22 protein-coding genes are annotated in these 24,796 nt (G+C 72.9%); 15 read left to right on the forward strand and 7 right to left on the reverse strand.

From position 1 onward, the window contains the following. Positions 1-199 precede the first annotated feature (199 nt). Positions 200-1,393 carry a hypothetical protein gene (locus NI25_RS28615; protein ID WP_061445205.1) on the forward strand — a complete coding sequence of 398 codons (1,194 nt, stop codon included), beginning with the start codon at positions 200-202 and terminating at the stop codon, positions 1,391-1,393. Here NI25_RS28615 and NI25_RS28620 read toward each other — a convergent pair. Then, positions 1,350-2,621, reverse strand: a complete 1,272-nt coding sequence (locus NI25_RS28620; RefSeq protein ID WP_061447141.1) for a glycosyltransferase 87 family protein — start codon at positions 2,619-2,621, stop codon at positions 1,350-1,352. The genes NI25_RS28615 and NI25_RS28620 overlap by 44 nt on opposite strands. 141 nt (positions 2,622-2,762) lie before the next feature. Between NI25_RS28620 and NI25_RS28625 the strand changes: the two genes are divergently transcribed. Further along, positions 2,763-3,905: a glycosyltransferase family 4 protein gene (locus NI25_RS28625; protein ID WP_061445206.1), complete on the forward strand. Its 1,143-nt coding sequence runs from the start codon at positions 2,763-2,765 to the stop codon at positions 3,903-3,905. A gap of 123 nt (positions 3,906-4,028) precedes the next feature. Here NI25_RS28625 and NI25_RS28630 read toward each other — a convergent pair whose 3' ends face one another. Continuing rightward, positions 4,029-5,825, reverse strand: a complete 1,797-nt coding sequence (locus tag NI25_RS28630) for an AMP-dependent synthetase/ligase (RefSeq protein ID WP_061445207.1) — start codon at positions 5,823-5,825, stop codon at positions 4,029-4,031. Between the two features lie 309 nt (positions 5,826-6,134). Here NI25_RS28630 and NI25_RS28635 point away from each other — a divergent pair, with 309 nt between their 5' ends. The 6 genes from NI25_RS28635 to NI25_RS28660 all read left to right on the forward strand — a co-directional run bounded on the left by NI25_RS28635 (position 6,135) and on the right by NI25_RS28660 (position 11,457). Then, on the forward strand, positions 6,135-6,932 hold the full coding sequence (locus tag NI25_RS28635; protein WP_061445208.1) for a metallophosphoesterase family protein: 798 nt from the start codon (positions 6,135-6,137) through the stop codon (positions 6,930-6,932). Positions 6,933-7,069: 137 nt separating this feature from the next. After that, on the forward strand, positions 7,070-7,507 hold the full coding sequence (locus NI25_RS28640) for an SRPBCC family protein (RefSeq protein ID WP_061445209.1): 438 nt from the start codon (positions 7,070-7,072) through the stop codon (positions 7,505-7,507). 209 nt (positions 7,508-7,716) lie between these two features. Then, positions 7,717-8,889: an ArsA-related P-loop ATPase gene (locus NI25_RS28645; RefSeq protein ID WP_061445210.1), complete on the forward strand. Its 1,173-nt coding sequence runs from the start codon at positions 7,717-7,719 to the stop codon at positions 8,887-8,889. Positions 8,890-8,952: 63 nt separating this feature from the next. Further along, positions 8,953-9,540: a DUF5304 domain-containing protein gene (locus NI25_RS28650; RefSeq protein ID WP_061445211.1), complete on the forward strand. Its 588-nt coding sequence runs from the start codon at positions 8,953-8,955 to the stop codon at positions 9,538-9,540. Positions 9,541-9,594: 54 nt separating this feature from the next. After that, complete coding sequence (locus NI25_RS28655) at positions 9,595-10,548, forward strand: ROK family glucokinase (protein ID WP_007448618.1); 954 nt, start codon at positions 9,595-9,597, stop codon at positions 10,546-10,548. Positions 10,549-10,692: 144 nt separating this feature from the next. Next, on the forward strand, positions 10,693-11,457 hold the full coding sequence (locus NI25_RS28660) for an endonuclease/exonuclease/phosphatase family protein (protein ID WP_061445212.1): 765 nt from the start codon (positions 10,693-10,695) through the stop codon (positions 11,455-11,457). 11 nt (positions 11,458-11,468) lie between these two features. Here the strand turns inward: NI25_RS28660 and NI25_RS28665 are convergent, their stop codons facing one another. Together NI25_RS28665 and NI25_RS28670 are read right to left on the reverse strand one after the other, a co-directional pair. Beyond that, the gene (locus NI25_RS28665) at positions 11,469-12,086 is read right to left on the reverse strand and encodes a hypothetical protein (protein WP_061445213.1); all 618 of its coding nucleotides are present in this window, start codon (positions 12,084-12,086) and stop codon (positions 11,469-11,471) included. Further along, positions 12,079-12,882, reverse strand: a complete 804-nt coding sequence (locus NI25_RS28670; protein ID WP_061445214.1) for an alpha/beta hydrolase — start codon at positions 12,880-12,882, stop codon at positions 12,079-12,081. The genes NI25_RS28665 and NI25_RS28670 overlap by 8 nt, the downstream gene beginning before the upstream one ends. Positions 12,883-13,033: 151 nt before the next feature. Here NI25_RS28670 and NI25_RS28675 point away from each other — a divergent pair, with 151 nt between their 5' ends. The 5 genes from NI25_RS28675 to NI25_RS28695 all read left to right on the forward strand — a co-directional run bounded on the left by NI25_RS28675 (position 13,034) and on the right by NI25_RS28695 (position 17,935). Next, a complete protein-coding gene (locus NI25_RS28675) occupies positions 13,034-13,765 on the forward strand; it encodes a lysophospholipid acyltransferase family protein (RefSeq protein WP_199561041.1) in 732 nt (243 codons plus the stop codon). A gap of 25 nt (positions 13,766-13,790) precedes the next feature. After that, entirely contained in the window at positions 13,791-15,041 is a 1,251-nt protein-coding gene (gene macS / locus NI25_RS28680; RefSeq protein ID WP_061445216.1) for a MacS family sensor histidine kinase, read from the forward strand. Further along, a complete protein-coding gene (locus NI25_RS28685; protein WP_078884761.1) occupies positions 15,034-15,771 on the forward strand; it encodes a response regulator in 738 nt (245 codons plus the stop codon). Before macS ends, NI25_RS28685 begins: the two co-directional genes overlap by 8 nt. Positions 15,772-15,827: 56 nt before the next feature. Beyond that, positions 15,828-16,856 (forward strand): 6-phosphofructokinase, encoded by a 1,029-nt coding sequence (locus NI25_RS28690; RefSeq protein WP_061445217.1) that lies wholly within the window; start codon positions 15,828-15,830, stop codon positions 16,854-16,856. Positions 16,857-16,939: 83 nt separating this feature from the next. Further along, on the forward strand, positions 16,940-17,935 hold the full coding sequence (locus tag NI25_RS28695; protein ID WP_061445218.1) for a 2-hydroxyacid dehydrogenase: 996 nt from the start codon (positions 16,940-16,942) through the stop codon (positions 17,933-17,935). On the opposite strand, the gene NI25_RS28700 is transcribed toward NI25_RS28695, so the two are convergent. The 3 genes from NI25_RS28700 to NI25_RS28705 all read right to left on the reverse strand — a co-directional run bounded on the left by NI25_RS28700 (position 17,893) and on the right by NI25_RS28705 (position 22,835). Continuing rightward, a complete protein-coding gene (locus NI25_RS28700; protein ID WP_061445219.1) occupies positions 17,893-19,794 on the reverse strand; it encodes an anthranilate synthase family protein in 1,902 nt (633 codons plus the stop codon). The two genes, NI25_RS28695 and NI25_RS28700, sit on opposite strands and share 43 nt — an antisense overlap. A gap of 120 nt (positions 19,795-19,914) precedes the next feature. After that, the gene (locus NI25_RS40830; RefSeq protein WP_078884762.1) at positions 19,915-20,046 is read right to left on the reverse strand and encodes a trp operon leader peptide; all 132 of its coding nucleotides are present in this window, start codon (positions 20,044-20,046) and stop codon (positions 19,915-19,917) included. Next, positions 20,046-22,835 (reverse strand): N-acetylmuramoyl-L-alanine amidase, encoded by a 2,790-nt coding sequence (locus NI25_RS28705; protein WP_404048435.1) that lies wholly within the window; start codon positions 22,833-22,835, stop codon positions 20,046-20,048. The genes NI25_RS40830 and NI25_RS28705 overlap by 1 nt, the downstream gene beginning before the upstream one ends. Positions 22,836-23,043: 208 nt before the next feature. Here NI25_RS28705 and NI25_RS28710 point away from each other — a divergent pair, with 208 nt between their 5' ends. Together NI25_RS28710 and NI25_RS28715 are read left to right on the forward strand one after the other, a co-directional pair. Then, a complete protein-coding gene (locus NI25_RS28710) occupies positions 23,044-24,396 on the forward strand; it encodes a class II 3-deoxy-7-phosphoheptulonate synthase (RefSeq protein WP_061445221.1) in 1,353 nt (450 codons plus the stop codon). Between the two features lie 164 nt (positions 24,397-24,560). Further along, on the forward strand, positions 24,561-24,794 hold the full coding sequence (locus NI25_RS28715) for a (2Fe-2S)-binding protein (RefSeq protein ID WP_061445222.1): 234 nt from the start codon (positions 24,561-24,563) through the stop codon (positions 24,792-24,794). Positions 24,795-24,796 lie beyond the last annotated feature (2 nt).

Raw genomic sequence — 24,796 nt, forward strand, 5'->3', positions numbered from 1 at the left:
CGGGCCTCCGGCGACGGGCGGGGCCTCTCGCGGCGTCTTCGCCTCCGCCGCCGGTGCGGTTCCACCGCGGCCCGGGCGGCGGCCCCCGGCGGCCCGCACGGACCGCCCGGGTGCCTGCTCCGCACGCCCGCCACATCCCGCGGCCCCCACGCACCCTCGCCCGCTGCCTTCCGCCGCCCCCGCCCGTACGATCGGGAAGGTGGCTGGTCGCAGACGGGTGTCGGGGTCCTCGGTGGTGGTGCTGTGCCTGCTGCTGGCCGGGCTCGTGGGCTGCGGCGGCCGGAGCGCGACCGACTCCGACCGGGCCGACGTCCAGCGGGTGCTGGACCGGCGCGCGGCGGCCGTCCTCGCCCACGACGCGACCGCCTACGCGCGCACCGGCACCGGTACCGGCTTCGGCAACCTGAGCGCGATCCCGCTGGCCGCCTGGTCCTACCGGGTGCGGGACGTGGACCGCACCGGCGACCGCGCCACCGCCGACGTCGAGCTGCGCTACCGCGTCGAGGGCTACGACCGGGGCGCCGTCGCCACCGGCCGCACGGTCCGGCTGAGCCGGGACGGCGGCGGCGGGCGGTGGTCCGTCGACTCCGACCGGCCCGCGAAGAAGTCCGGCCAGCAGCCCTGGGACCAGGGCGCGGTCCGGGTCGTGCGCGGGACGCACAGCCTCGTCCTCGGCGTCGGGCAGCCCACCGGCACCCTGCGCCGCTTCGCGGGCCTGGCCGACCGGGCGGTGCCCGCCGTCTCGGACGCCTGGGACGGCGACTGGGCCCGCCGGGTCGTCGTGGTCGTCCCCCGTTCCCTGGAGGGAATGGCGGGCCTGCTCGGCTCCCCCGCCTCCTCCTACCGGGGCATCGCCGCCGTCACCACCGGGGAGACGGGCGGCCGGGAGCGTGCCCCCGCGGACCGGATCATCGTCAACCCCGACGCGTACGGGCTCCTCGGCGACCTCGGCAAGCAGGTGGTGCTCACCCACGAGACCACCCACGTCGCCACCCGCGCCGACACCACCTCCGCCACCCCGCTGTGGCTCTCCGAGGGCTACGCCGACTGGGTCGGTTACCGCGACAGTGGACGCACCCCCGCCCAGGCCGCCCCCGAACTGGCCGGCGCGGTCGCCGGGGGCGAGCTGCCCGCGCGGCTGCCGACCGACGAGGACTTCGGGTTCACCGCCGACGCCGAGGAACTGGCCCGGGCGTACGAGGGCGGCTGGCTGGCCTGCCGGATGATCGCCGAACAGTGGGGCGAGGACCGGCTCGACGCCTTCTACCGCTCCGTGGGCGCCCACGACGAGCGCGCCGGCGCCGTGGAGGACGCGATGCGGAAGGTGCTCGGGACGACCCCGGACGACTTCACGGCGCGCTGGCGGGAGTATCTGCGGACGCGGCTCGCCTGAGGGGCCCGGGCTCCCCGGCCCCGCCCGAGGTTCCGCGCCGACGCACCGTGTCCCGCCACAGGACACGGGCGCCGATCACGGAGGCGGCCACCAGCAGGCCGTTGCGGACGGCCAGCAGCGCGATGCCGAGCGGGGTGCTCGTCACGACGTCGCCGAACAGGAGCGGGAACTCCAGCACCGTCACCAGGCTCGCCACCAGCACCAGGGTGACCGGCACCCGCATCCGGCTCGCCCGGAAGCACCAGCAGACCGCACCGAGGCCGATCAGCCACACCAGGTACTGCGGGCTGATCACCCGGCTGGTCACCGTGAACATCAGCACCGCCACGAAGGCCGCGTCCGCCGCCGTGTGCGCCGCGAACCGCGGGGCCGCCGGCCGCCGGGCGGCCGCCAGCCGCCACAGCAGCAGCCAGCCGAACGCCACCGCGCTCAGCCCCAGCGAGAACGTGCCCACCGTGTCCACGTGCGGTCCCAGGAACTCCATCGAGCCGTAGTTCAGCAGCACCCCGCCCTCCCAGCCGAAGTGCCGGACGACGTGGAAGACCAGCGAGCCCAGCGACTCCACCTCGATGCCGCGCTCACGCTGGAACGTCAGGAACGCGAACCCGCCGGGCATCGACACGGCGAACAGCGCGGCGAGCCCCACGCCGCCCAGCACGGCGGCGACCCACGGCGCCCGCCCCCGCATCCCGAGCAGCACCAGCGCCGGCCACACCTTCAGCAGCGCCCCCAACGCCGCCAGGCCGCCCGCCACGCGCGGATGCCGGGCGGCGGCGAGCAGCGCGGCCACCGCGACGGCGGTGACCATCACGTCGTAGCGGGCGTACACCGTCGGACCGAGCAGGGGCACGCCCACCACCCACACCCACGCACCGCGCCGCGAGCGCCCCGTCCCGCGCCCCGCGTGCCACAGCAGCGCGAGGACGGCGGCGTCCGTGACGCAGACGAGGACGAAGAACGCCGTCGCGTACGACAGGAAGGGCAGCAGGGCGGGGGAGAGGATCGCCAGGGCCGCGGCCGGCGGGTACTGCCAGGTGACGTCGTCCAGCGGAAACGTTCCGGTGCGCAGGACGTCGTACCAGCCGCGGTAGATGACGGACACGTCGCTCGTGACGTCCGGGCCGGGAAAGACCAGCACCTTCAGCACGAACAGCAGCAGCACCAGCCGCGAGGCGCCCCAGGTCGACAGCAGCCACACCGGTGACCGCCTCGCGTCCTTCGTCTCCACGTGCTCCCTGCCCGTCCGTGCCCGCCGGTCCATGCCGCCTTCTGGTGCGGACATGATGACCCGGACACCTGTGCGTGTGCCACAGGAGACGGCCCCGCCCGGCACCCGGCACCCGGCGGCCGGTTCGGTAGGGTCGGCGGCGTGCGCAAGACCTTGATCGTAACGAACGACTTTCCGCCCCGCCCGGGCGGCATCCAGGCCTTCCTGCACAACATGGCGCTGCGCCTGGACCCCGAGCGGCTCGTCGTCTACGCCTCCACCTGGAAGCGGAGCCGCGAGGGCGTCGAGGCCACCGCCGCCTTCGACGCCGAGCAGCCCTTCACCGTCGTACGGGACCGTACGACCATGCTGCTGCCGACGCCGGGCGCCACCCGGCGGGCGGTGGGCCTGCTGCGCGAGCACGGCTGCACCTCGGTGTGGTTCGGGGCGGCCGCGCCCCTCGGCCTCATGGCCCCGGCCCTGCGCAGAGCGGGCGCCGAGCGCCTGGTCGCCACCACCCACGGCCACGAGGCGGGCTGGGCCCAGCTGCCCGCGGCCCGCCGGCTGCTGCGCCGGATCGGGGAGTCGACGGACACGATCACCTACCTCGGCGAGTACACCCGCTCCCGCATCGCGGGCGCGCTCACGCCCGAGGCCGCCGCCCGGATGGTGCAACTGCCGCCCGGCGTCGACGAGAAGACCTTCCATCCGGCCAGCGGCGGCGACGAAGTACGCGCCCGCCTGGGCCTGACCGACCGCCCCGTCGTGGTCTGCGTCTCCCGCCTGGTCCCGCGCAAGGGCCAGGACACCCTGATCCGCGCCATGCCCCGCATCCTCGCCGCCGAGCCGGACGCCGTCCTGCTGATCGTCGGCGGCGGCCCCTACGAGAAGGACCTGCGCCGCCTCGCCGCCGAGACCGGCGTGGCCGCCTCCGTCCACTTCACCGGCCCCGTGCCCTGGTCGGAGCTGCCCGCCCACTACGGCGCCGGCGACGTCTTCGCCATGCCCTGCCGCACCCGCCGCGGCGGCCTCGACGTGGAGGGCCTCGGCATCGTCTACCTGGAGGCCTCGGCGACCGGCCTCCCCGTCGTCGCCGGCGACTCGGGCGGTGCCCCCGACGCGGTACTCGACGGCGAGACCGGCTGGGTGGTCGGCGGCAACGACCCGAACGCGTCGGCCGACCGCATCACCACTCTCCTCGCCGACCCGGAACTCCGCCGCAGGATGGGCGAGCGGGGCAGGGCGTGGGTGGAGGAGAAATGGCGCTGGGACCTGCTGGCGGAGCACTTGAAGGCGTTGCTGTAGCGCGGGTGCCCGGCCGGCGAGGGGGACCGGACCCACCCGGGGGCGCGGGGGACTGCCCGCCCAGCCACAATGAACGAACCCGCGCCCGCCCACGGCGCCCCCGAGGCACCCCCGTGGGCGCCCCTACTTGGAATAGATCGCTTCGATCTCGTCCGCGTAGTCCTTGGCGACGACATTCCGCTTCAGCTTCAGCGACGGCGTCAGATGCCCCGAGTCCTCGGTGAACTGCGCCCCCAGCACACGGAACTTCCGCACCGACTCCGCCTTCGACACCGCGGCGTTCCCGTCGTCGATCGCGTCCTGGATCGCCGCGAGCAGTTCCGGGTCATCCCGCAACGACACCGCACTCGAGCCGGCCGGCTTCCCGTGCTCCGCGCACCAGCGGCCCAGGAACTCCTCGTCGAGGGTGACCAGCGCGCCCACGAAGGGCCGCCCGTCGCCGACCACCATGCACTCCGCGACCAGCGCGTGCGCGCGGATGCGGTCCTCTATGACGGCCGGGGCGACGTTCTTGCCGCCGGCGGTGACGATGATCTCCTTCTTGCGGCCGGTGATCCGCAGGTAGCCGTCCTCGTCGAGGGTGCCGATGTCGCCGGTGTGGAACCAGCCGTCGGCGAGCGCCTCGGCGGTCGCGCCCGGGTTGTTCCAGTACTCCTTGAACAGGTGCTCGCCGTGCAGCAGCACCTCGCCGTCGTCCGCGATGCGCACCACGGAGCCGGGCAGCGGCTGGCCGACCGTGCCGATCTTCTGCCGGTCCCACGGATTGAAGGCGGTGGCCGCGCAGGACTCGGTCAGGCCGTAGCCCTCCAGGACCGTGAAGCCGATGCCGCGGAAGAAGTGGCCGAGCCGCTCGCCGAGCGGCGCGCCGCCGGAGATGGCGTACTCGCCGCGACCGCCGAGGACCGTACGGAGCTTGCTGTAGACCAGCTTGTCGAAGACCTTGTGCTTGATCTTCAGGCCGACGGACGGACCCGACGGGGTGTCCAGGGCCTTGCTGTACGCGATCGCGGTGTCCGCGGCCCTGTCGAAGATCTTGCCCTTGCCGTCCGCCTGCGCCTTGGCACGCGCCGAGTTGTACACCTTCTCGAAGACGCGCGGCACCCCGAGGATCAGCGTGGGCCGGAAGGCGGCCAGCTCGTCGGTGAGGTTCTTGATGTCGGGGACGTTGCCCAGCTTGATCGGCGCGATCATCGGCGCGACCTGCACCAGGCGTCCGAAGACGTGCGCGAGCGGCAGGAAGAGGAGGACCGAGCACTCACCGGTGCGGAACAGCGGACGCAGCCGTTCCACCACGTTCCCGCACTCGGCGAAGAAGCTGCGGTGGGTGAGGACACAGCCCTTGGGGCGGCCCGTGGTGCCGGAGGTGTAGACGATGGTCGCGGGGTCGTCGGCCTTCGCGATCGAGCCCCGCTCCTCGACGGTCCGGTCCGTGACGTCCTGGCCCAGGCGCCCCAGCTCCTCCACCCCGCCCGCGTCGATCTGCCAGACGTTCTTGAGGGCGGGCAGCTGCTCGCGCACCGACTCGACGGCGGCGGCGTGCCCGGCCGACTCGACGACGCACGCGGTGGCGCCCGAGTCGCCGAGGATCCACTGCACCTGCTCCGGCGAGCTGGTCTCGTACACCGGCACGGTGATCGCACCCGCGCTCCAGATCGCGAAGTCCAGCAGGGTCCACTCGTACCGCGTGCGGGACATCAGGCCCACCCGGTCGCCCGGCTGGACACCGGAGGCGATCAGGCCCTTGGCGGCGGAGTGCACCTCGGCGAGGAAGGCGCGCGCGGTCACGTCCTGCCAGGCGCCGCCCGCCTTCCGGGCGATGACGGCGACGTCGGGATGCTGCGCGGCGTTTCTGCGGACGATGTCGGTCAGGTTTCCGTCCGCGGGGACCTCGTACAAGGCCGGAAGGCTGAACTCGCGCAAGACTGCTGCTCCTCATAGGGCGCCGGCGCCACGACACTGTGTGATGCGACGGTGCGGTCCAAGGCTCGGGCAAGTGCTCGGGAAACTCATGCGGGATTCACATGTTGAAACCCAGAGCACGACTGGACTGCCCGGACGTTACCCGCCGGTATGCGTTCTCCGACAGGGGGTCCCCGCGAGATGTTCGCTGCGTCACACGGATGGGGTTTGCTTTGCGCACAGTAGTCGACGGATCAACCGACCAGCCAGTAACCGCAGGTCCGACCGCCACTGTTCACATCAGGCACGCGCTGCTTACGCTTGATCGCCATGGCACCCACACCGCCCCGTAACACGAGTACGCGCGTCCACGTGGTCAGCGACGTCCATGGCAACGCCCGCGACCTGGCCAGGGCCGGCGAGGGCGCCGACGCCCTGATCTGCCTCGGGGACCTGGTCCTCTTCCTCGACTACGCCGACCACTCGCGCGGCATCTTCCCCGACCTGTTCGGCGTCGCCAACGCCGACCGCCTCGTCGCGCTGCGCACCGCCCGCCGATTCGACGAGGCCCGGGACTTCGGGCGGCGGCTGTGGGCGCAGACGGACGGAGAGCCGCGCGAGCTGATCGAGCGGGCGGTGCGCAAGCAGTACGCCGAGCTGTTCGCCGCCTTCCCCACCCCGACGTACGCCACCTACGGCAACGTGGACGTGCCGCCGCTGTGGTCCGAGTACGCGGGTCCCGGCACCACCGTGCTCGACGGGCAGCGGGTGGAGATCGGCGGCCGCGTCTTCGGCTTCGTCGGCGGCGGGCTGCGCACCGCGATGAACACGCCGTACGAGATCAGCGACGAGGCCTACGCCGCGAAGATCGAGGCCGTCGGCGAGGTGGACGTGCTGTGCACGCACATCCCGCCCCAGGTGCCGGAACTGGTCTACGACACGGTGGCCCGGCGCTTCGAGCGGGGCAGTGTGGCGCTCCTCGACGCGATCCGCCGCACCCGCCCCCGGTACGCCCTGTTCGGGCACGTCCACCAGCCGCTGGCCCGGCGCATGCGCATCGGAGCGACCGAGTGCGTGAACGTCGGCCACTTCGCGTCGACGGGACGGCCGTGGGCGCTGGAGTGGTGAACGTGCGCGGCGAACCCGCGCAGGTGGGTGGTGGCATCCGCCGTCCCCGTGCGCGATAGCCTTCACGCGGCACACACGTGCGCGTCATGGGCGCACGACGACCTCAGTAGCGGCCCGCATCCGGAGGAGCCACGGCGATGGCGGAACACACCAGCTCGAGCATCACCATCGAGGCGGCACCGGCCGACGTCATGGCGGTGATCGCCGACTTCGCGCGATACCCGGACTGGACGGGCGAGGTGAAGGAGGCCGAGGTCCTCGCGACCGACGCGCAGGGGCGTGCCGAGCAGGTCCGGCTCGTCATGGACGCCGGTGCGATCAAGGACGACCAGACGCTGGGCTACACCTGGACCGGTGAGCACGAGGTCTCCTGGACGCTGGTGAAGTCCCAGATGCTGCGCTCCCTCGACGGTTCCTACCTCCTCCGCCCCGCGGGCACCGGCACGGAGGTCACCTACCGCCTCACGGTGGACGTCAAGATCCCCATGCTCGGCATGATCAAGCGCAAGGCGGAAAAGGTCATCATCGACCGAGCCCTGGCAGGCCTGAAGAAGCGCGTGGAGTCGGGAAAGTAGCGTAGCCGCGGGCAGTCGTGCCTCCCCCGGCCCGAACCGCCTGGGGGGGGCGCCCCCGGGGCGGCACGGGCGGGCGGTGGGCACCTCCCGCCCGAGCGAAGCCGAGAGCGGGGGAGGCACCCCGCGACGCGGGCCTGCGAACTCCCCGGCGGGCCGCCGCCCGCCGGTCACCAGCCCAACCGGCGGAGCCCCGGGTACCGTTCACCCCCATGCGCACCCTCCTGCTCACGGGCCCCGGCGGCACCGGCCGTACCACCGTCGCCGCCGCCACCGCGCTCAAGGCCGCCCGCCGGGGCACCCGCACCCTCCTCCTCGGCGCCGACCGCGACGACACCCTCGGCGCCGCCCTCGGCGTGCCCACCGGCCCCGCGCCCACCCCCGTCGAACCCGGCCTCACCGCATGGCGTCCCGACGCCGCCCAGGGCTTCCGGGAGGCCCTCGCCGCCCTCCAGGACCGCGCCGCCTCCGCGCTCGACCTGCTGGGCGCCTCCCGCCTGGACCCCGAAGAGCTGACCCCGCTCCCCGGCGCCGACGACCTCGCCCTGCTGCGCGCCCTGCGCGAGGCCGCCCTCGCCGAGGCGCACGACCTCCTCGTCGTGGACCTCCCGCCCGCGCTCCGCGCCCTCGCCCTGCTCGCCGCGCCCGAGGAACTGCGCCGGAGCCTGCGCCGCCTGCTCCCGCCCGAGCGGCAGGCCGCCCGGGCCCTGCGCCCCGTCCTCGGCCGGCTCGCGGGCGTCCCCATGCCCGCCGAGGCGCTGTACGAGGCGACCGCCCGCTGGGACCTGGAACTGGCCGCCGCGGAGGCCGTCCTGGCCGACCGGAACACCACCGTCCGGCTGGTCGCCGAACCGGGGCCGGCCGGAGCCGACGCCGTCCGCGCCACGGCCCTCGGTCTCGCCCTGCGCGGCCTGCGCACCGACCTGCTGGTCGCCAACCGCGTCCTGCCCGAGGACGTCCCGGCGGACAGCTGGCTCGGCGGCCCGCTCGCCCAGCAGCGCAAGACGCTGGAGGAGTGGCGCGGGACGTACGACGTCCACGCCGTCGCCCACCTCGGCCGCGACCCGCGCGGCACGGACGACCTCGCCGCCCTCGACGTGCCCGGCGTCAACCCGGCCGCCTCCCCGGTCGAGTGGCCCGTCACCGACCGGCTGGCCGAGGACGGCGTCCTGGTCTGGCACATCCCGCTGCCCGGCGCCGTACGCGAGGAGCTCGACCTGGTCCGCCGCGGGGACGAACTGGTCGTCGCGGCGGGTCCGTTCCGCCGCATCGTTCCGCTGCCCTCCGCGCTGCGCCGCTGCACCGTGGAGGGGGCCGGGCTGCGGGAGGACACCCTCGCCGTCCGGTTCACGCCGGACCCGGGGCTGTGGCCGCGGGGACGATGACCCGACGGGGGCCGGGGCCGTTCGGGTAACGTCGTAAGGACGAACCGTAGTCAGGAGTCCGTCATGAGCGAAGAGCTCCCCCCGTCCGAGGCCCCCCGCCCCGACGAGGCCGACACGGTCGACGAGACGCGTGCGACCGACGAGACGCGTGCGACCGGTGGGAAAGCGACCGCCGAGGCGCATGCCACCGACGCCGACGCCTGGGCCACGGCGTGCGCCGAGGACCTGGAGGCGGAGAAGGCCCGCCGCCGTGCCGCGTACGGGCCGCCGCCCGGCTCCGCCGCCGAGGAACTGCGCCGGCTCGTCGACACCGTCGCCGACAAGCTGGCCGGCCTCCAGTCCCCGCTGCTCGGCCAGGTCGCCGGGCCCGCCGCCCAGCAGGTGGTCCGGCAGGTCGTCCAGCAGGCGAAGGCCGCCGTCGAACCGGTCATCGAGCGCAACCCGGACGTGTTCGACCACCTCGCCGCCGCCGGTGGCGAACTCCTCGCCGCCTACCGCTCCGCCGTCCAGAACCAGGAACGCCGCTGGACCACCGGCGACACCGCCGCCAAGGACCCGAGCGACCCCCGCGACCAGGGCGAACGCGGCACCGACGGCCGGGACGAGGACGACGGTGGCACCGGTCCGGGCCAGCGCATCGACCTGGACTGAGCCCCGCCTCGGGTACGGTTGCCCTTAGCGGGGCTCGACCGAACTGAGGGATTCATGGGACTCACCATCGGCGTCGACATCGGCGGCACGAAGATCGCGGCCGGCGTGGTCGACGAGGAAGGCAACATCCTCTCGACCCACAAGGTGCCGACCCCCACCACACCCGAGGCCATCGTGGACGCCATCGCCTCCGCGGTGGAGGGCGCGCGCGTGGGGCACGAGATCGTCGGCGTCGGCATCGGTGCCGCCGGATACGTCAACCGCCAGCGCTCCACGGTCTACTTCGCGCCCAACATCGACTGGCGCCAGGAGCCGCTCAAGGAGAAGGTCGAGGCGCGCGTCGGCCTCCCCGTCGTCGTGGAGAACGACGCCAACGCCGCGGCCTGGGGCGAGTACAAGTTCGGCGGCGGCAAGGGCCACCGCAACGTCATCTGCATCACCCTGGGCACCGGCCTCGGCGGCGGCATCATCATCGGCAACAAGCTGCGCCGCGGTCACTTCGGCGTGGCCGCCGAGTTCGGCCACATCCGCATGGTGCCCGACGGCCTGCTGTGCGGCTGCGGCTCGCAGGGCTGCTGGGAGCAGTACGCGTCGGGGCGGGCGCTGGTCAGGTACGCCAAGCAGCGCGCCAACGCCACCCCCGAGCGCGCCGAGGTGCTGCTCGCGCTCGGCGACGGCACCCCCGACGGCATCGAGGGCAAGCACATCTCGGTCGCCGCCCGCCAGGGCTGCCCGGTCGCCGTCGACTCCTACCGGGAACTGGCCCGCTGGGCCGGCGCCGGTCTCGCCGACCTGGCCTCGCTCTTCGACCCGTCCGCCTTCATCGTCGGCGGCGGCCTCTCGGACGAGGGCGACCTGGTCCTCGACCCGATCCGCAAGTCGTACAAGCGCTGGCTGGTCGGCGGCAACTGGCGCCCGGTCGCCGACGTGATCGCCGCCCAACTCGGCAACAAGGCCGGCCTCGTCGGCGCAGCCGACCTGGCCCGGGAGCCCGACCCGATCATGTGACGATCGCTGTTTGATCGACGGGACCCGTCCCACCCCGAGGGGCGCGGGGAACTGCGCGACCAGCCACGACGAACCGGCAGTCGCCCACGATCCCCGCGCCCGCCCCATAAGGCGCCCGATCACGCGGTCCCGTAAATTGACCGCATGGCAACGTCCCTCCCCGCGCTCCCCAACTCCCGGACAGAACCCGACGGTTCCGCAGTCATCCGCGTCCTGAGCTACAACATCCGCTCGATGCGCGACGACACCGACGCCCTCGCCCGCGTCATCACGGCCTGCGCACCCGACCTCGTCCTCCTCCAGGAGGCCCCCCGCTTCTTCCGCTGGCGCAAGAAGATCACCCGGCTCGCCGCCGCCAGCGACCTGGTCCTGCTCTCCGGCGGCGCAACCGCCGCCGGCCCCGCGCTGCTCTGCTCCCTGCGGGCCACCGTGGAGCGCACCGAGGACGTGCTGCTTCCGCTCACGCCCGGTCAGCACCGCAGGGGCCTGGCCAGCGCCGTGGTCCGGATCGGCGGGGCCCGTCTCGGCGTCCTCAGCACCCACCTGTCGCTGCGGCCGGACGAGCGCCACGAGCAGGCCGGCCTGCTCCTCGACCACCTGGCCGGTCTCGGCGTGACGCACGCCGTGGCGGGCGGCGACCTGAACGAGCGCCCCGGCGGCCGCACCTTCCGGCGGCTCGGCGACGGACTGCGCGACTGCTGGACCGCCGCGCCCTGGGGCGGGGAGTACACCTTCCCCGCCACCGCCCCGGACCGCCGTATCGACGCGGTCTTCGTCACCGAGGGCGTCGAGGTGCTGGGCTGCGGGGTGCCGTCGGGACTGCCCGGGGTGGCGGAGGACGACCTGAGGGCGGCCACGGACCACCTCCCGGTCCTGACCGCCCTCCGCGTACCCGCGACGCCCGCCTGACGCCCGGCCGACTACACCACCGCGCCCCGCCCCGGGTCGTCGTCGTCCTCGTCGCCCGTCCGCATCCGCACGACCAGGGTGGCGAAGCCGCCGAGGAAGCCGCCGATGCTCAGGGTCGTCAGCCACCAGGTCATGTCCCAGCCGAGCAGCACCGCCAGCAGGAGCAGCACCGGGCCGCCGATCACGCCCAGCCAGGCGAACTTCGCGGTGGGGTCGGCATCGGGCAGGGGCGGCGGCTCGGGCGGCACGAAGTGGCCCTCGTCGTCCGCGTCGAAGTCGTCGTCGGACGGCTCGGCGGGGGTGTGGTCGCGGGGACCGACACCGGGCGCGAACGCGACGGAGCCGCCCAGCGGCCGGTCCGAGGAAGGCCGGTCCGCCGACGGCTTCTCGTCGTTCACCTCCGGCTCCAGCAGCGCCAGGTCCTCGACCGACTTGAACGGCTTCGCGCCCGCCGGATCCGGGGGCTCCTCCCCGTATCCGGCGACGATCGCGTCCCAGGCGGCGTCCTCGTCGAAGGGCATGCCCTGCGCCCCGGGACCGCCGTCCGCGGCTCGCTCCCGCCCCTCGCGGTGCTCCCGCTCCAGGTCCCGCTCCTCGCGGTCCTCGCGGTCGGAGTCGTGCTCAGCCACCTGCGGCCGTCCCTTCCTTGCCGAGACCGGGCTCCGGTTCCCCGACGGAACCGGGCGCGAGCCGGCCGATGAACGCGACGCTCTCCGCGAAGATCCGGTCCGCATCGTGGTCCAACGTCGCCACGTGGTAGCTCTGTTCCAGCAGGATCTCCGTCACGTCCGTCGACGACACCCGGCCCAGGATCCGCGCCGAGTCGGCGGGCGGCACCACGTGGTCCTGCGGGCTGCGCAGCAACAGCAGCGGCTGGGTCACCTGGGGCAGGTCGCCGTCGGCCAGCCGGAAGAAGGCGCGCAGCGAGTGCGCCGCGTGCAGCGGCACCCTGTCGTACCCCAGCTCCGCGCCGAGCGGCTTGGCGATGTCGCTGGCGATGCCCTTCGTGGCCGGTACCAGGTGGCGCAGGACCGGCAGGGCGTGCTGGGCGACGCCGTGCATGCGGTTCGCCGGGTTCACGACGATGACGCCCTCCACCGCGTCCCCGTGCTTCGCGGCCAGCCGCAGCGCCAGCGCGCCGCCCATGGACAGGCCGGCCACGAAGACCCGGGCGCAGCGCTCGCGCAGGGCGCGCAGCTCGCGGTCCACCTCCGCGTACCAGTCCTGCCAGCCCGTGACCTGCATGTCCTGCCAGCGGGTGCCGTGCCCGGGCAGCAGCGGCAGCGTCACCGTCAGGCCGCGCTCGGCCAGATACCGGGCCCAGGGACGCAGCGACTGCGGGGAACCCGTGAAACCGTGGCAGAGGAGGACGCCGACCTCCCCGCCCTCGTGGCGGAACGGCTCGGCTCCGGGCAGCACCGGCACGTCTCGGTCTCCTGTCGTCAGGGGGGACTCGCGGGTCTTTCACCGTACGCGACCGTACTGACACCGACCAGGGCCGTCGGGGCCATTGACGGCGTCCCGGGATAAGGTCTGACCCACGGACACGGGAGGCACTGGGTTGTTGTACGGCACGATGAAGCTCACCATCGGAGGGTCGCTGAAGCTTGCCTTCCGGCCCTGGGTGGAGGGCCTGGAGCACATCCCGGCCGACGGCCCCGCCATTCTGGCGAGCAACCACCTGTCGTTCTCCGACTCGTTCTTCCTGCCCGCCGTCCTCGACCGCAAGGTGACCTTCATCGCCAAGGCCGAGTACTTCAACACGCCCGGGGTCAAGGGCAGGCTGACCGCCGCCTTCTTCAAGGGCGTGGGCCAGCTCCCGGTGGACCGCTCCGGCGCGCGCGGCGCGGGGGAGGCCGCCATCAAGAGCGGCATAGAGGTCCTGGAGCGCGGCGAGCTGTTCGGCATCTACCCCGAGGGCACCCGCTCCCCGGACGGCCGCCTCTACCGCGGCAAGCCGGGCGGCCTCGCGCGCGTGGCCCTCGCCACCGGTGCGCCCGTGATCCCGGTCGCCATGATCGACACCGAGAAGATCCAGCCGCCCGGTCAGGTGATGCCGAAGCTGATGCGCCCCGGCATCCGCATCGGCAAGCCGCTGGACTTCTCCCGCTACCAGGGCATGGAGCACGACCGCTTCGTGCTCCGCGCGGTGACCGACGAGGTCATGTACGAGATCATGAAGCTCTCCGGCCAGGAGTACGTCGACATGTACGCGACCGCCATGAAGCGGCAGATCGCGGAGGCGGCGAAGGCCGAGAAGGAAGCGGGCAAGGCGGCGAAGGCCGGGAAGGACCGGGCCGCGACGTAGCCCGGAAAGGCCCGGGAGGGGGGACATGGCCAGGCGCGAGAGAGTCATGAGGATGTCGGTCGAGCTGCCGCTGTGGCGCGCGCTCGCCGGCTACCGCGTGCTCACCATGCTGTACGCGATCGGTTTCTTCGCCACCGCCCACTCCGGCTTCGCCCGCCCCTGGCTCGCCGTCGCCTACTACGCCGTCCTCTTCGTCTGGACCCTGGCCACCCTCCCCAGGGTCACGAACGCCGCCAACTGCACCAAGCGGTTCCTCGCCGCCGACCTCACCGTCGCGCTCACCGGCATCCTGCTCACGCCCTTCGCCGACGCCCACGAGCGCGTCATGGACGGCGGTCCGACCCTGCCGTCGATATGGACCGCCGGTTCCGTGCTGGCCTTCGCCATCAAGGGCGGCTGGCGCTGGGCCGCCGTCGCCTCCACCCTCGTCGCCGTGGCCAACCTGGTCGAACGCGGCACCCCGGCCCGCGACACCGTCCACAACGTCGTCCTCGTCTGGGTCGCCTCCATCGCCATCGGCTACGTCGTCGAGGTCGCCCGCGCCTCCGAGCGCACTCTCGCGCGCGCCCTGGAGATCGAGGCGGCGACCAGGGAGCGCGAGCGGCTCGCCCGGGACATCCACGACAGCGTCCTCCAGGTGCTGGCGATGGTGCAGCGCCGGGGCGCCGTCATCGGCGGCGAGGCGGCCGAACTGGGCCGGCTGGCCGGTGAGCAGGAGGTGGCTCTGCGCACCCTGGTCTCCGGCGGCCTGGTGCCCGTCTCCAGGGTGTCGGAGGACGCCGCCGAGGGCGCCGTCGTACGGATGGTCGAGGAACCGGAGGGAACTGCCCCGGACGGCCCCGTCGACCTGCGCGCCCTGCTCGCCCCGTACGCCGGCTCGCTGGTGAACCTCGCCGAGCCGGGCGCGCCGGTTCTCCTCGCCCCGCGTGCCGCACGGGAGCTGGCGGCCGCCGTGGGCGCCGCCCTGGACAATGTCCGCGAGCACGTCGGCGAGCAGGCGCGCGCGTGGATCCTGGTCGAGGACGAACCGGACGAGGTGATCGTCACCGTCCGCGACGAGGGGCCCGGCATCCCGGACGGACGGCTGGCCGAGGCCGAGGGCGAGGGCCGGCTCGGCGTGGCCCTGTCGATCCGCGGCCGGCTGCGCGACCTCGGCGGCACGGCCGAACTGATCTCGGTGCCCGGCCAGGGCACCGAAGTCGAACTGAAGGCACCGAAGAAGACCACCGGTACCCGCGGTACCGGCGCACGGGGGAAGGCAGCGGACCATGAGTGAACGGCAGGACCCGGTACGGCGCGACCCGGAACGGCAGGACCCGGGGCGGCAGGATCCCGAACGGCGGGGCCCGATCAGGGTCATGGTGGTCGACGACCACCCGATGTGGCGCGACGCCGTGGCCCGGGACCTGGCCGAGTCCGGCTTCGACGTGGTCGCCACCGCCGGCGACGGCGACCAGGCGGTGCGCCGGGCCGCCGCGGCCGCGCCCGACGTCCTCGTGCTCGACCTCAACCTGCCCGGCAAGCCCGGCGTCCAGGTCTGCAAGGAGGTCGTCGGCACCGACCCGAAGCTGCGCGTCCTCGTGCTCTCGGCGAGCGGGGAGCACGCCGACGTGCTGGAGGCGGTCAAGTCCGGCGCGACCGGATACCTGCTGAAGTCGGCCTCCACCGAGGAGCTGCGGGACGCGGTGCGCCGTACGGCCGCCGGCGACCCGGTCTTCACCCCGGGACTCGCCGGACTCGTCCTCGGCGAGTACCGCCGCCTCGCCTCCGAGCCCGCGCCCGCCGCGGGCACCGACGACCCCGGCGCGCCCCGGCTCACCGACCGGGAGACCGAGGTGCTGCGCCTGGTCGCCAAGGGGCTGAGCTACAAGCAGATCGCCGAACGCCTCGTCATCTCCCACCGCACCGTGCAGAACCACGTCCAGAACACCCTCGGCAAGCTCCAGTTGCACAACCGCGTGGAGCTGGTGCGGTACGCGATAGAACGGGGTCTGGACGACGCGTGACCCGCGCGGGACAGTGGACTGGCCTCAACCACCCACTGTGGCAAGGGGATCACGCGATGAAGGTCGGAGTACTGACCGGCGGCGGCGACTGCCCCGGGCTCAACGCCGTCATCCGGGCCGTCGTCCGCAAGGGCGTCCAGGAGTACGGCTACGACTTCACCGGCTTCCGGGACGGCTGGCGCGGCCCCCTGGAGGGCGACACCGTCCCGCTCGACATCCCGGCCGTCCGCGGCATCCTGCCCCGCGGCGGCACCGTCCTCGGCTCCTCGCGCACCAACCCGCTCAAGCAGCGGGACGGCATCCGGCGCATCAAGGAGAACCTCTCCGCACTCGGCGTCGACGCGCTCATCACCATCGGCGGCGAGGACACCCTCGGCGTCGCCACCCGCCTCGCGGACGAGTACGGCGTGCCCTGCGTCGGCGTCCCCAAGACCATCGACAACGACCTGTCCGCCACCGACTACACCTTCGGCTTCGACACCGCCGTCGGCATCGCCACCGAGGCCATCGACCGGCTGCACACCACCGCCGAGTCCCACATGCGCGTCCTGGTCGTCGAGGTCATGGGCCGGCACGCCGGCTGGATCGCCCTCCACTCCGGCCTGGCCGGCGGCGCCAACGTCATCCTCATCCCCGAGCAGCGCTTCGACGTCGAGCAGGTGTGCGCCTGGGTGACCTCCCGCTTCCGGGCCTCCTACGCCCCGATCGTGGTCGTCGCCGAGGGCGCGATGCCGCGCGACGGCGACATGGTGCTCAAGGACGAGTCGCTGGACTCCTACGGGCACGTCCGGCTGTCCGGGGTCGGCGAATGGCTGGCCAAGCAGATCGAGAAACGCACCGGCAACGAGGCCCGCACCACCGTCCTCGGCCACGTTCAGCGCGGCGGCACGCCCAGCGCCTTCGACCGCTGGCTCGCCACCCGCTTCGGCCTGCACGCCATCGACTGCGTGCACGACGGGGACTTCGGCAAGATGGTCGCCCTGCGCGGCACGGACATCGTCCGCGTCCCGATCGCCGAGGCCACCGCGCGGCTGAAGACGGTCGACCCGGCGCTGTACGAGGAGGTCGGCGTCTTCTTCGGCTGACCGCCGGGGGACCTGCCGCTGACCGGCGAGGGTGGGCCGGGGGCCGTATATTCGGCCCGGAGCCCACCACCACGGGAGCGGTCATGGAGATCCTTGCCTTCGGCGTCCAGGCCGACGAGAAGCCCCTGATCGAACGGGCCTTCCGCGACCACGAGGACGTCCGCTGCCTGGACGTCTTCCTCAACGAGGACACCGCCCCCATCGCGGCCGGTCACGAGATCGTCTCCACGTCCGTCAACGCCGACCTCGGCGCGGACGTCCTGGAGATCCTCGCGGCCGGCGGCACCCGGATGGTGGCCCAGCGCTCCACCGGCTTCAACAACGTCGACCTGGCCACCGCCGAGCGGCTCGGCATCACCGTGGCCCGGGTGTCGTACTACTCGCCGTACTCGGTCGCCGAGTTCGCCTGGGCCCTCGCCACGGCCGTCAACCGGCGGATCGTGCGCGCCTCCATCCGCACCCGCGACTTCGACTTCCGCCTCGACGGCCTGATGGGCCGCGACCTGCACGGCCGCACCGCCGGCGTCCTCGGCACCGGCAAGATCGGCGAGGCCTTCGCCCGGATCGCCCACGGCTTCGGCATGCGGCTGCTCGGCTGGGACGTCGCCGAGAACCCGGCCTGCGTGGAGCTGGGCATGCGCTACGTCCCCAAGGACGAGCTGCTCGCCCGCTCCGACCTGATCACCCTGCACGTCCCGCTGATGGCCGAGACCCGGCACCTGATCGACGCCGCCGCCCTGAAGGCGATGCGCGACGACGCCATCCTCGTCAACTCCAGCCGCGGCGGACTGATCGACACCGCGGCCCTCGTAGGCGAGCTGCGCGCGGGCCGGTTCTCGGGCGTGGGCCTGGACGTGTACGAGGCGGAGGCGGGCCTGTTCTTCCTCGACAAGTCCCTGGAGGCCGTCGAGGACGACACCCTGGCCCGCCTCGTCACCTTCCCGAACGTGCTGGTCACCTCGCACCAGGCCTACTACACCGAGGACGCCGTCGGCCAGATCGTCGACACGACCGTGCGCAACGTCCTCGACTACCGTCAGGGCCGCCGCTCGGAGAACGTGCTGGTCCCGCGCAGCTGACCGGCCAGCTCCCGCACGATCGCGGTGCCGTTCAGCGTCAGCACCGACTCCGGGTGGAACTGCACCCCGGCGAAGCCGTCGCCCCGCAGCGCGTGCACCTCGCCGCCCGCCGAGCGGCTCACCTCGACGCCGTGGGCGGCCAGCTCCAGAGCGGCCTCGTCGTCGCAGCGCGCCGTGAAGCTGTTGTAGAAGCCGACCGTCTCCCGCCGCCCGAACAGGTCGATCTCCGTCTGCGCCCCCTGGTACGGCACCTCCTTGCGGACGATGCCGAGGCCCAGCTCGGCCGCGATCAGCTCGTGCCCGAGGCAGACGCCGAGGACGCCGTGCCGGTGCGTCCCGAGCACCTCGGCGGTCAGGGAGCGCAGGAAACGCATCTTCGGGTCGGCCGGATCCGAGGGATCACCGGGCCCCGGCCCCAGCACCACCGGGCCACCCTCGTGCCCCAGCACCGCCTCGCGCAGCCCCGGCTCGTCGTACCGCCGTACGCTCACCGTGAGCCCCGAGGAGCGCAGCACGTGCGCGAGCATCGCCGTGAAGGTGTCCTCCGCGTCGACGACGAGCGCGTGCCCGCTCAGGGCGGCCGACGGCTCCTGCATCCGCAGCCAGAACGGCGCCAGCGAGGCCCGGCGCCCGTCCAGCGCGGCCCGCACCCGGGGATCGTCGGCCAGCTTCGGACGCTCGGCCTCCGCCCGCGGCCGGGACGGACGTACGCCCAGCGCCGCCAGTACGCCGGCCGCCTTGGCGTGGGTCTCCGCCACCTCGCCCGCCGGGTCCGAGCCGCGCACCAGGGTGGCGCCGACCGGCACCCGCAGCCGCCCGTCGGCGTCGATGTCGGCGGTGCGGATCAGGATGGGCGAGTCGAGCGTCTGGGGGCCGGCCGCCCCGCCGGGGCCGTCCCCCGGGCCCCGCCCGAGCAGGGCCAGCGCGCCCGCGTAGTAGCCCCGCCCGCCGCTCTCGTGCCGCTCGATCACCCGGCAGGCGTTCTGCACCGGCGAGCCGGTGACCGTGGCCGCGAACATCGTCTCCCGCAGCACCTCCCGGGCGTCCAGGGAGGACTTGCCGCGCAGCTCGTACTCGGTGTGCGCGAGGTGCGCCATCTCCTTCAGCCGCGGGCCGACGACCACGCCGCCCATGTCGCCGACGGTGCACATCATCTTCAGTTCCTCGTCGACGACCATCGACAGCTCCTCGATCTCCTTGCCGTCGGCGAGGAAGCCGAGCAGGTGCTCGGGGGTCGGGCCCTCGGCGGGGTAGCGGTACGTGCCGCTGATCGGGTTCATGACGACCGTGCCCCCGGACATCCGCACGTGCACCTCCGGGCTGGCCCCGACCAGCGTGCGGTCCCCGGTGTGCACGACGAACGTCCAGTACGCGCCCCGCTCGCCCTCCAGGAGCCGCCGGAACAGGGCCAGCGCGTCGGCCCGCCCGAACCCGGGGATCCGCCCCTCGTACGTCCGCCGGATCACGAAGTTGGCGCCCTCGCCGCGCCCGATCTCCTCGTCCAGGACCCGGCCGACGGTCCGCGCGTACTCCTCGTCGCCGACGTCGAAGCCCCCGCCCTCCACCCGCACCTCGTGCGCGGGCAACTGCGCCAGCGCCTCGGCGAGCGGGATGCCGTACCGCTCCTCGGGGGTGAGCATCAGCAGCGGTGTGCCGTCGTCGCGGACGTCGAAGCCGCGCTCGCGGATCTGCCGGAAGGGGACGAGCGCCAGGCCTTCGTCGGGCAGGTCGGCGAGCGCGCCGTGCTCCGTGACCGGGCCGAGCAGCAGTTCCACGAGATCGTGGTCGTGGCCCGGGGCGCGGCGGCGCAGCAGGGCGAAGGGGCGGGGGTCGGTCAGGAGGCTGTCGAGCGGTGTCATGGATCCGTGTCCTTCTCGGTTCGGCGGAGAGTTCGTCGGAGAGGAGGAACGGACCCGGGCTCGAAAACGCCGAAGGCCGCCCCTCGGGCGGCCTTCGCGGAGTCTTGCTGTCGCGCGCAGTCAGTGGGCCGCCGGATGAGCGGTCCACCACCAGTTCTGGGTCGAGTGCGCGAACATGCCGTCGACCCTAGCGCATCCGCGCGCGGCGCCGCGGCACGTCCCGCGATACGGGACGGCCGCGGCGCACCGCATCAGATGATCATGCCGTACGTGTTCCAGCCGCCGCCGATGCTGGTGCGGCCCTTGAACGGCGCCGAGGCGCTGCCGGTGCCCTGGTAGAACCAGAGCACGCCGTCCTTGTCGCGGGCGATCAGGTCCGGCACTCCGTCGCGGTTCAGGTCGCTCGGCCCGTTCAGCACGTCGTACACGTTCCAGCCGCCGCCGACCCGGGTGCGGGCCTCGAACACGGCCGACGCGTCGCCCGTGCCCTTGTACAGCCACAGGACGCCGCTCTTGTCGCGGGCGACGAGGTCCGGCCTGCCGTCGCCGGTGAGGTCGCCGGTGTCGGTCAGCATGTTGTAGACGGACCAGCCGCCGCCGATCCTGGACTTGGTCTCGAAGGGAGCGGCGGTGTTGCCGGTGCCCTTGTAGAGCCAGAGCACGCCGCTCTTGTCGCGGGCGATCAGGTCCGGCCTGCCGTCACCCGTGAGGTCGCGGGCGCCGGTGATCGTGTCGTAGACGGACCAGCCGCCGCCGACCCGGGTGCGGGCCTCGAACGGCTCCGTCATGTCGCCGCTGCCCTTGTAGTACCAGAGCACACCGCTCTTGTCGCGGGCCACCGCGTCGCCGGTGCCGTCGGCGCGCAGCGCCGTCAGCGTCGTCACCGTGTTGTAGGTGTTCCAGCCGCCGCCGATGCGGAAGCGGCCGAAGAACGGCGAGGAGGCGCTGCCGGTGCCCTGGTACTGCCACAGCACGCCCGAGGAGTCCCGGCCGAGGATGTCGTACCGGTCGGTGCCCGGGTCGGGCGCGGTGCCCTTGGCCAGCTGGACGTCGGCCGTGCGGACGTAACCGATGCGGTGGTTGAAGCGGATCGGGTAGTACGTGGTGTCGCCCACGACCACCGTGCGCGAGCCCTCGCCCGAGCCGTCGATGTTGCCGCTGTTGTAGTACGAGCCCTTCATGGCGCCGCCGGCCAGGGCGTACTTCTGTCCGGAGAGGACGCCGTACTTGCTCAGCGACTCGTTGTTCTTGCTCTGGACCGGCACTCCGGTGCCCGTGTACGCGCTGTCCTCGGGGTAGGCGCGCCCGTACACCGGTATGGAGCTCGCCCCGGCCTTGGCCGTGACCACGTCCGGCGTGCCGACGGCGGCGGCGAACTGGCCGCCCCGGTTGTAGAACCAGGCCTTCTTGCCGCCGTACCAGATGGCCGTCCAGTCCTGCCGGGCCTCGGCGACCACGAACTCGCCGCCGGCCAGGACCTTGTTGCCCCAGTTCCAGCCCTCGGACCAGGACTGGCTGCCCAGGTACGGGTCGGTGAGCATGGCCGAGGAGGTGGACGGCGAGGAGTAGAGGTAGACGAAGTTCGCCGGCTGCTTGGGGACCGAGGAGCCGCCGTTGGTGATCTTCGGCTGGTTCGCCGTGGTGAACGGCGGGACCACGCGGATCACCTGGCCGGGCTTGTACGGGCCGCCCGGGCCCTCGGCGCCGGTCGGGGCGCCCAGCAGGTCCATGTAGTGGTTCCAGTCCCAGAACGGACCCGGGTCCCAGTGCTGGGACTTCACGTTGCCGTCCAGGACGCCCGGGACCTCGTCGTGGCCGAGGACGTGCTCACGGTCCAGCGGGATGTCGTACTTGCCGGCCAGGTACTTCACCAGCGCGGCCGAGGACTCGTACTGCGGCTCGGTGTACCAGCTGCCGTCCTTGATCGCGTAACCCTCGTGCTCGATGCCGATCGAGTGCATGTTGAGGGTCTTGTTGGCCGCGTGCCAGGCCTCGTTCTTCGTCTCGACCATCTGGGTGACCAGACCGTCGGAGGCGCGGATCAGGTAGTGGGCGCTGGCGTACGAGTACGAGTTCTGGAAGACGCCCAGGGCGCTGCTGTAGCTGCCCTCGGTGTCGTGGATCACGATCGAGGTGATCTCGTGGCCGGCCGTGGGGCGGCTCGCGACGTTGTAGTTGCCCCAGTCGTCGATGCCGCCGTTCTGCTTGTAGGCGGCGGGACGGAAGTCGCAGTTCAGACCGGACGGGCACTCGGGGGCGGGGGCGGCGGACGCCGCGGCCAGCTCCAGGTCCGTCGTCTTCTTCGGCTCGACCGCCGGGTCGGCCGGCAGCGTCAGGGACTGGCCGTCGGCGGTGACGCGCTTCTCACCGGTCCTGATCGACTCGAACACGCGCTGCGCGAAGAGCTGCGCGCCCTTGTGGTCCGGGGCCTGGCTGGCCCGGGCCACGGCCGGGTACCAGGCGCCGGGGTCCTCGGGCAGCGAACCGGTGGCGTCCTTCTGGTACTTGGCCAGCAGCGCGGCGCCCGCGCGGATGCTCTCGCCGGTGTCGCTCTGCACCTCCTCGGCCGACGCGTCGATGAGGCCGGCCGCCTCGTCCAGGGTGTGCAGCCGCGGGTCCTCGGTGTCGACGGGCTTCTCGTCGAGGCTCTCGAGGGCCTTGTCGGCGTCGAAGTGCTTCTCGACGACGGGGTCGCCGCTGCGGTTCATGTGCTCGAGCCGGTGCTCGCGCTCCTCGGCGGCGCCGCCGTTCTCGAGGCTGTCCGCGTCGACGTCCGTGAGGCCCATGACGTTGTACGCGCCGGTGGTGCTCGGCAGGCCGTCGTGGTCCTCCCAGCGCGTCTGCCGGTACGAGACCGCCATCAGCACGCTCTGCGGAACGTCGAACTCCGCGGCGGCCTGCTCGAACTCGCTCTGCAGCCGGGCCCCCGGGGCCACGGCGGCCTGCGCCGGGTCCGAGCCGAGCAGGCCGGGCGAGGCCAGGGCCAGTCCGCCGGCGGTGGCGGCGACGGCCACCGCCGAGGCGACGCCGTAGACGAGCATTCTCTTCTTCTTGCGGTCTCTTCGATGGTCCGCGCTCAAAACCCCACCCCGGTATGCCCTCGATATGAATATGTGTGCGAGTCCGCTGTGATCCGAACTTCAGAGGCGCGTGAGGCTACCAACCCGTGCGCGGGGGCCCGCAGGGGGGTCCCGTCTCACCTGTCGGGCCAGGGGAAGACCGCGTCGCGTGACCCCGTAGTGTTAAGGGGTGACCGTGAACGCTAAGACCAGCCCGAGCGCTGGCAACACCTGGCGAGACCTGCCCGCGGCGCAGCAGCCCGAGTACCCCGACACCGAGGCTCTGCGCGCAGTGATCGCGGACCTCGAGTCGTATCCGCCGCTCGTCTTCGCGGGCGAGTGCGACCAGCTGCGCGCCCGGATGGCGGCCGTCGCCAAGGGAGAGGCGTTCCTCCTCCAGGGCGGCGACTGCGCCGAGGCCTTCGACGCGGTGTCCGCGGACCACATCCGCAACAAGCTCAAGACCCTCCTCCAGATGGGCGCCGTCCTCACCTACGCCGCGTCCGTGCCCGTGGTGAAGGTCGGGCGGATCGCCGGCCAGTACTCCAAGCCGCGCTCCAAGCCGACCGAGACCCGCGACGGCGTGACGCTGCCGACCTACCGCGGCGACTCCGTCAACGGCTTCGACTTCACCGAGGCGGCCCGGGTCCCCGACCCCGAGCGGCTCAAGCGCATGTACCACGCCTCGGCGTCCACGCTGAACCTGGTGCGCGCCTTCACCACCGGCGGCTACGCCGACCTCAGGCAGGTGCACGCCTGGAACCAGGACTTCGTGAAGTCCTCCCCCTCCGGCCAGCGCTACGAGCAGCTCGCCCGGGAGATCGACAACGCGCTGAACTTCATGCGGGCCTGCGGCACGGACCCGGCCGAGTTCCAGACCGTCGAGTTCTTCTCCTCGCACGAGGCGCTGCTGCTCGACTACGAGTCGGCCCTCACCCGCGTCGACTCGCGCACCGGCCAGCTGTACGACGTCTCCGCGCACATGGTGTGGATCGGTGAGCGCACCCGGCAGCTCGACCACGCGCACATCGAGTTCGCCTCGCGGATCCGCAACCCGATCGGCATCAAGCTCGGCCCGACGACCACGGCCGAGGAGGCGCTGCAGTACATCGAGCGGCTGGACCCGGAGCGCGAGCCCGGGCGGCTGACCTTCATCGTCCGGATGGGCGCGGACAAGATCCGCGACAAGCTCCCGGAGCTGGTGGAGAAGGTCACCGCGTCCGGGGCGACCGTCGCCTGGATCACCGACCCGATGCACGGCAACACCTACGAGGCGGCCTCCGGTCACAAGACCCGCCGCTTCGACGACGTGCTCGACGAGGTCAAGGGCTTCTTCGAGGTGCACAAGTCGCTCGGCACCCACCCGGGCGGCATCCACGTCGAGCTGACCGGTGACGACGTCACCGAGTGCGTGGGCGGCGGCGACGAGATCTTCGTCGACGACCTGCACCAGCGCTACGAGACGGCCTGCGACCCGCGGCTCAACCGCAGCCAGTCGCTCGACCTGGCGTTCCTGGTGGCGGAGATGTACCGGGACCAGTGACGGTCCGCCCGCGGCGGGCGGGTGAAATGGGGCGCGGGTCACACGGGATCCGCGCCCCTCGCACTTTTGCGGGCCTGGCGCGATGGGTAAGGTTAGGTTTGCCTCACCGATCAGTCGGGCCCTCCGGTCGTCGGTACGGCACGACCTTGTACCCCGCCCGGGAGGTGAACCGCGTGTTCGTCTGCAGCTGCTTCGGTGTCACCGAGGAACAGGTGAGGAGTCACGCGGAGGCCGGCGCGTGCACGCCCCGGCAGATCGCCTCCGCCTGCAAGGCGGGCACCGACTGCGGCGGCTGCGTACGGCGCATCCAGGCCCTGCTCGGGCGCGGCGCCTGCCCCCGCCGGCAGCTGGCCGACCAGGGTGCCCCGGTCCTGGCGGAGCTTCCCGAGGCGGCCTAGCC

The sequence above is a fragment of the Streptomyces sp. CCM_MD2014 genome, assembly GCF_000772045.1.
Classification (GTDB): Bacteria; Actinomycetota; Actinomycetes; order Streptomycetales; family Streptomycetaceae; genus Streptomyces; species Streptomyces salinarius.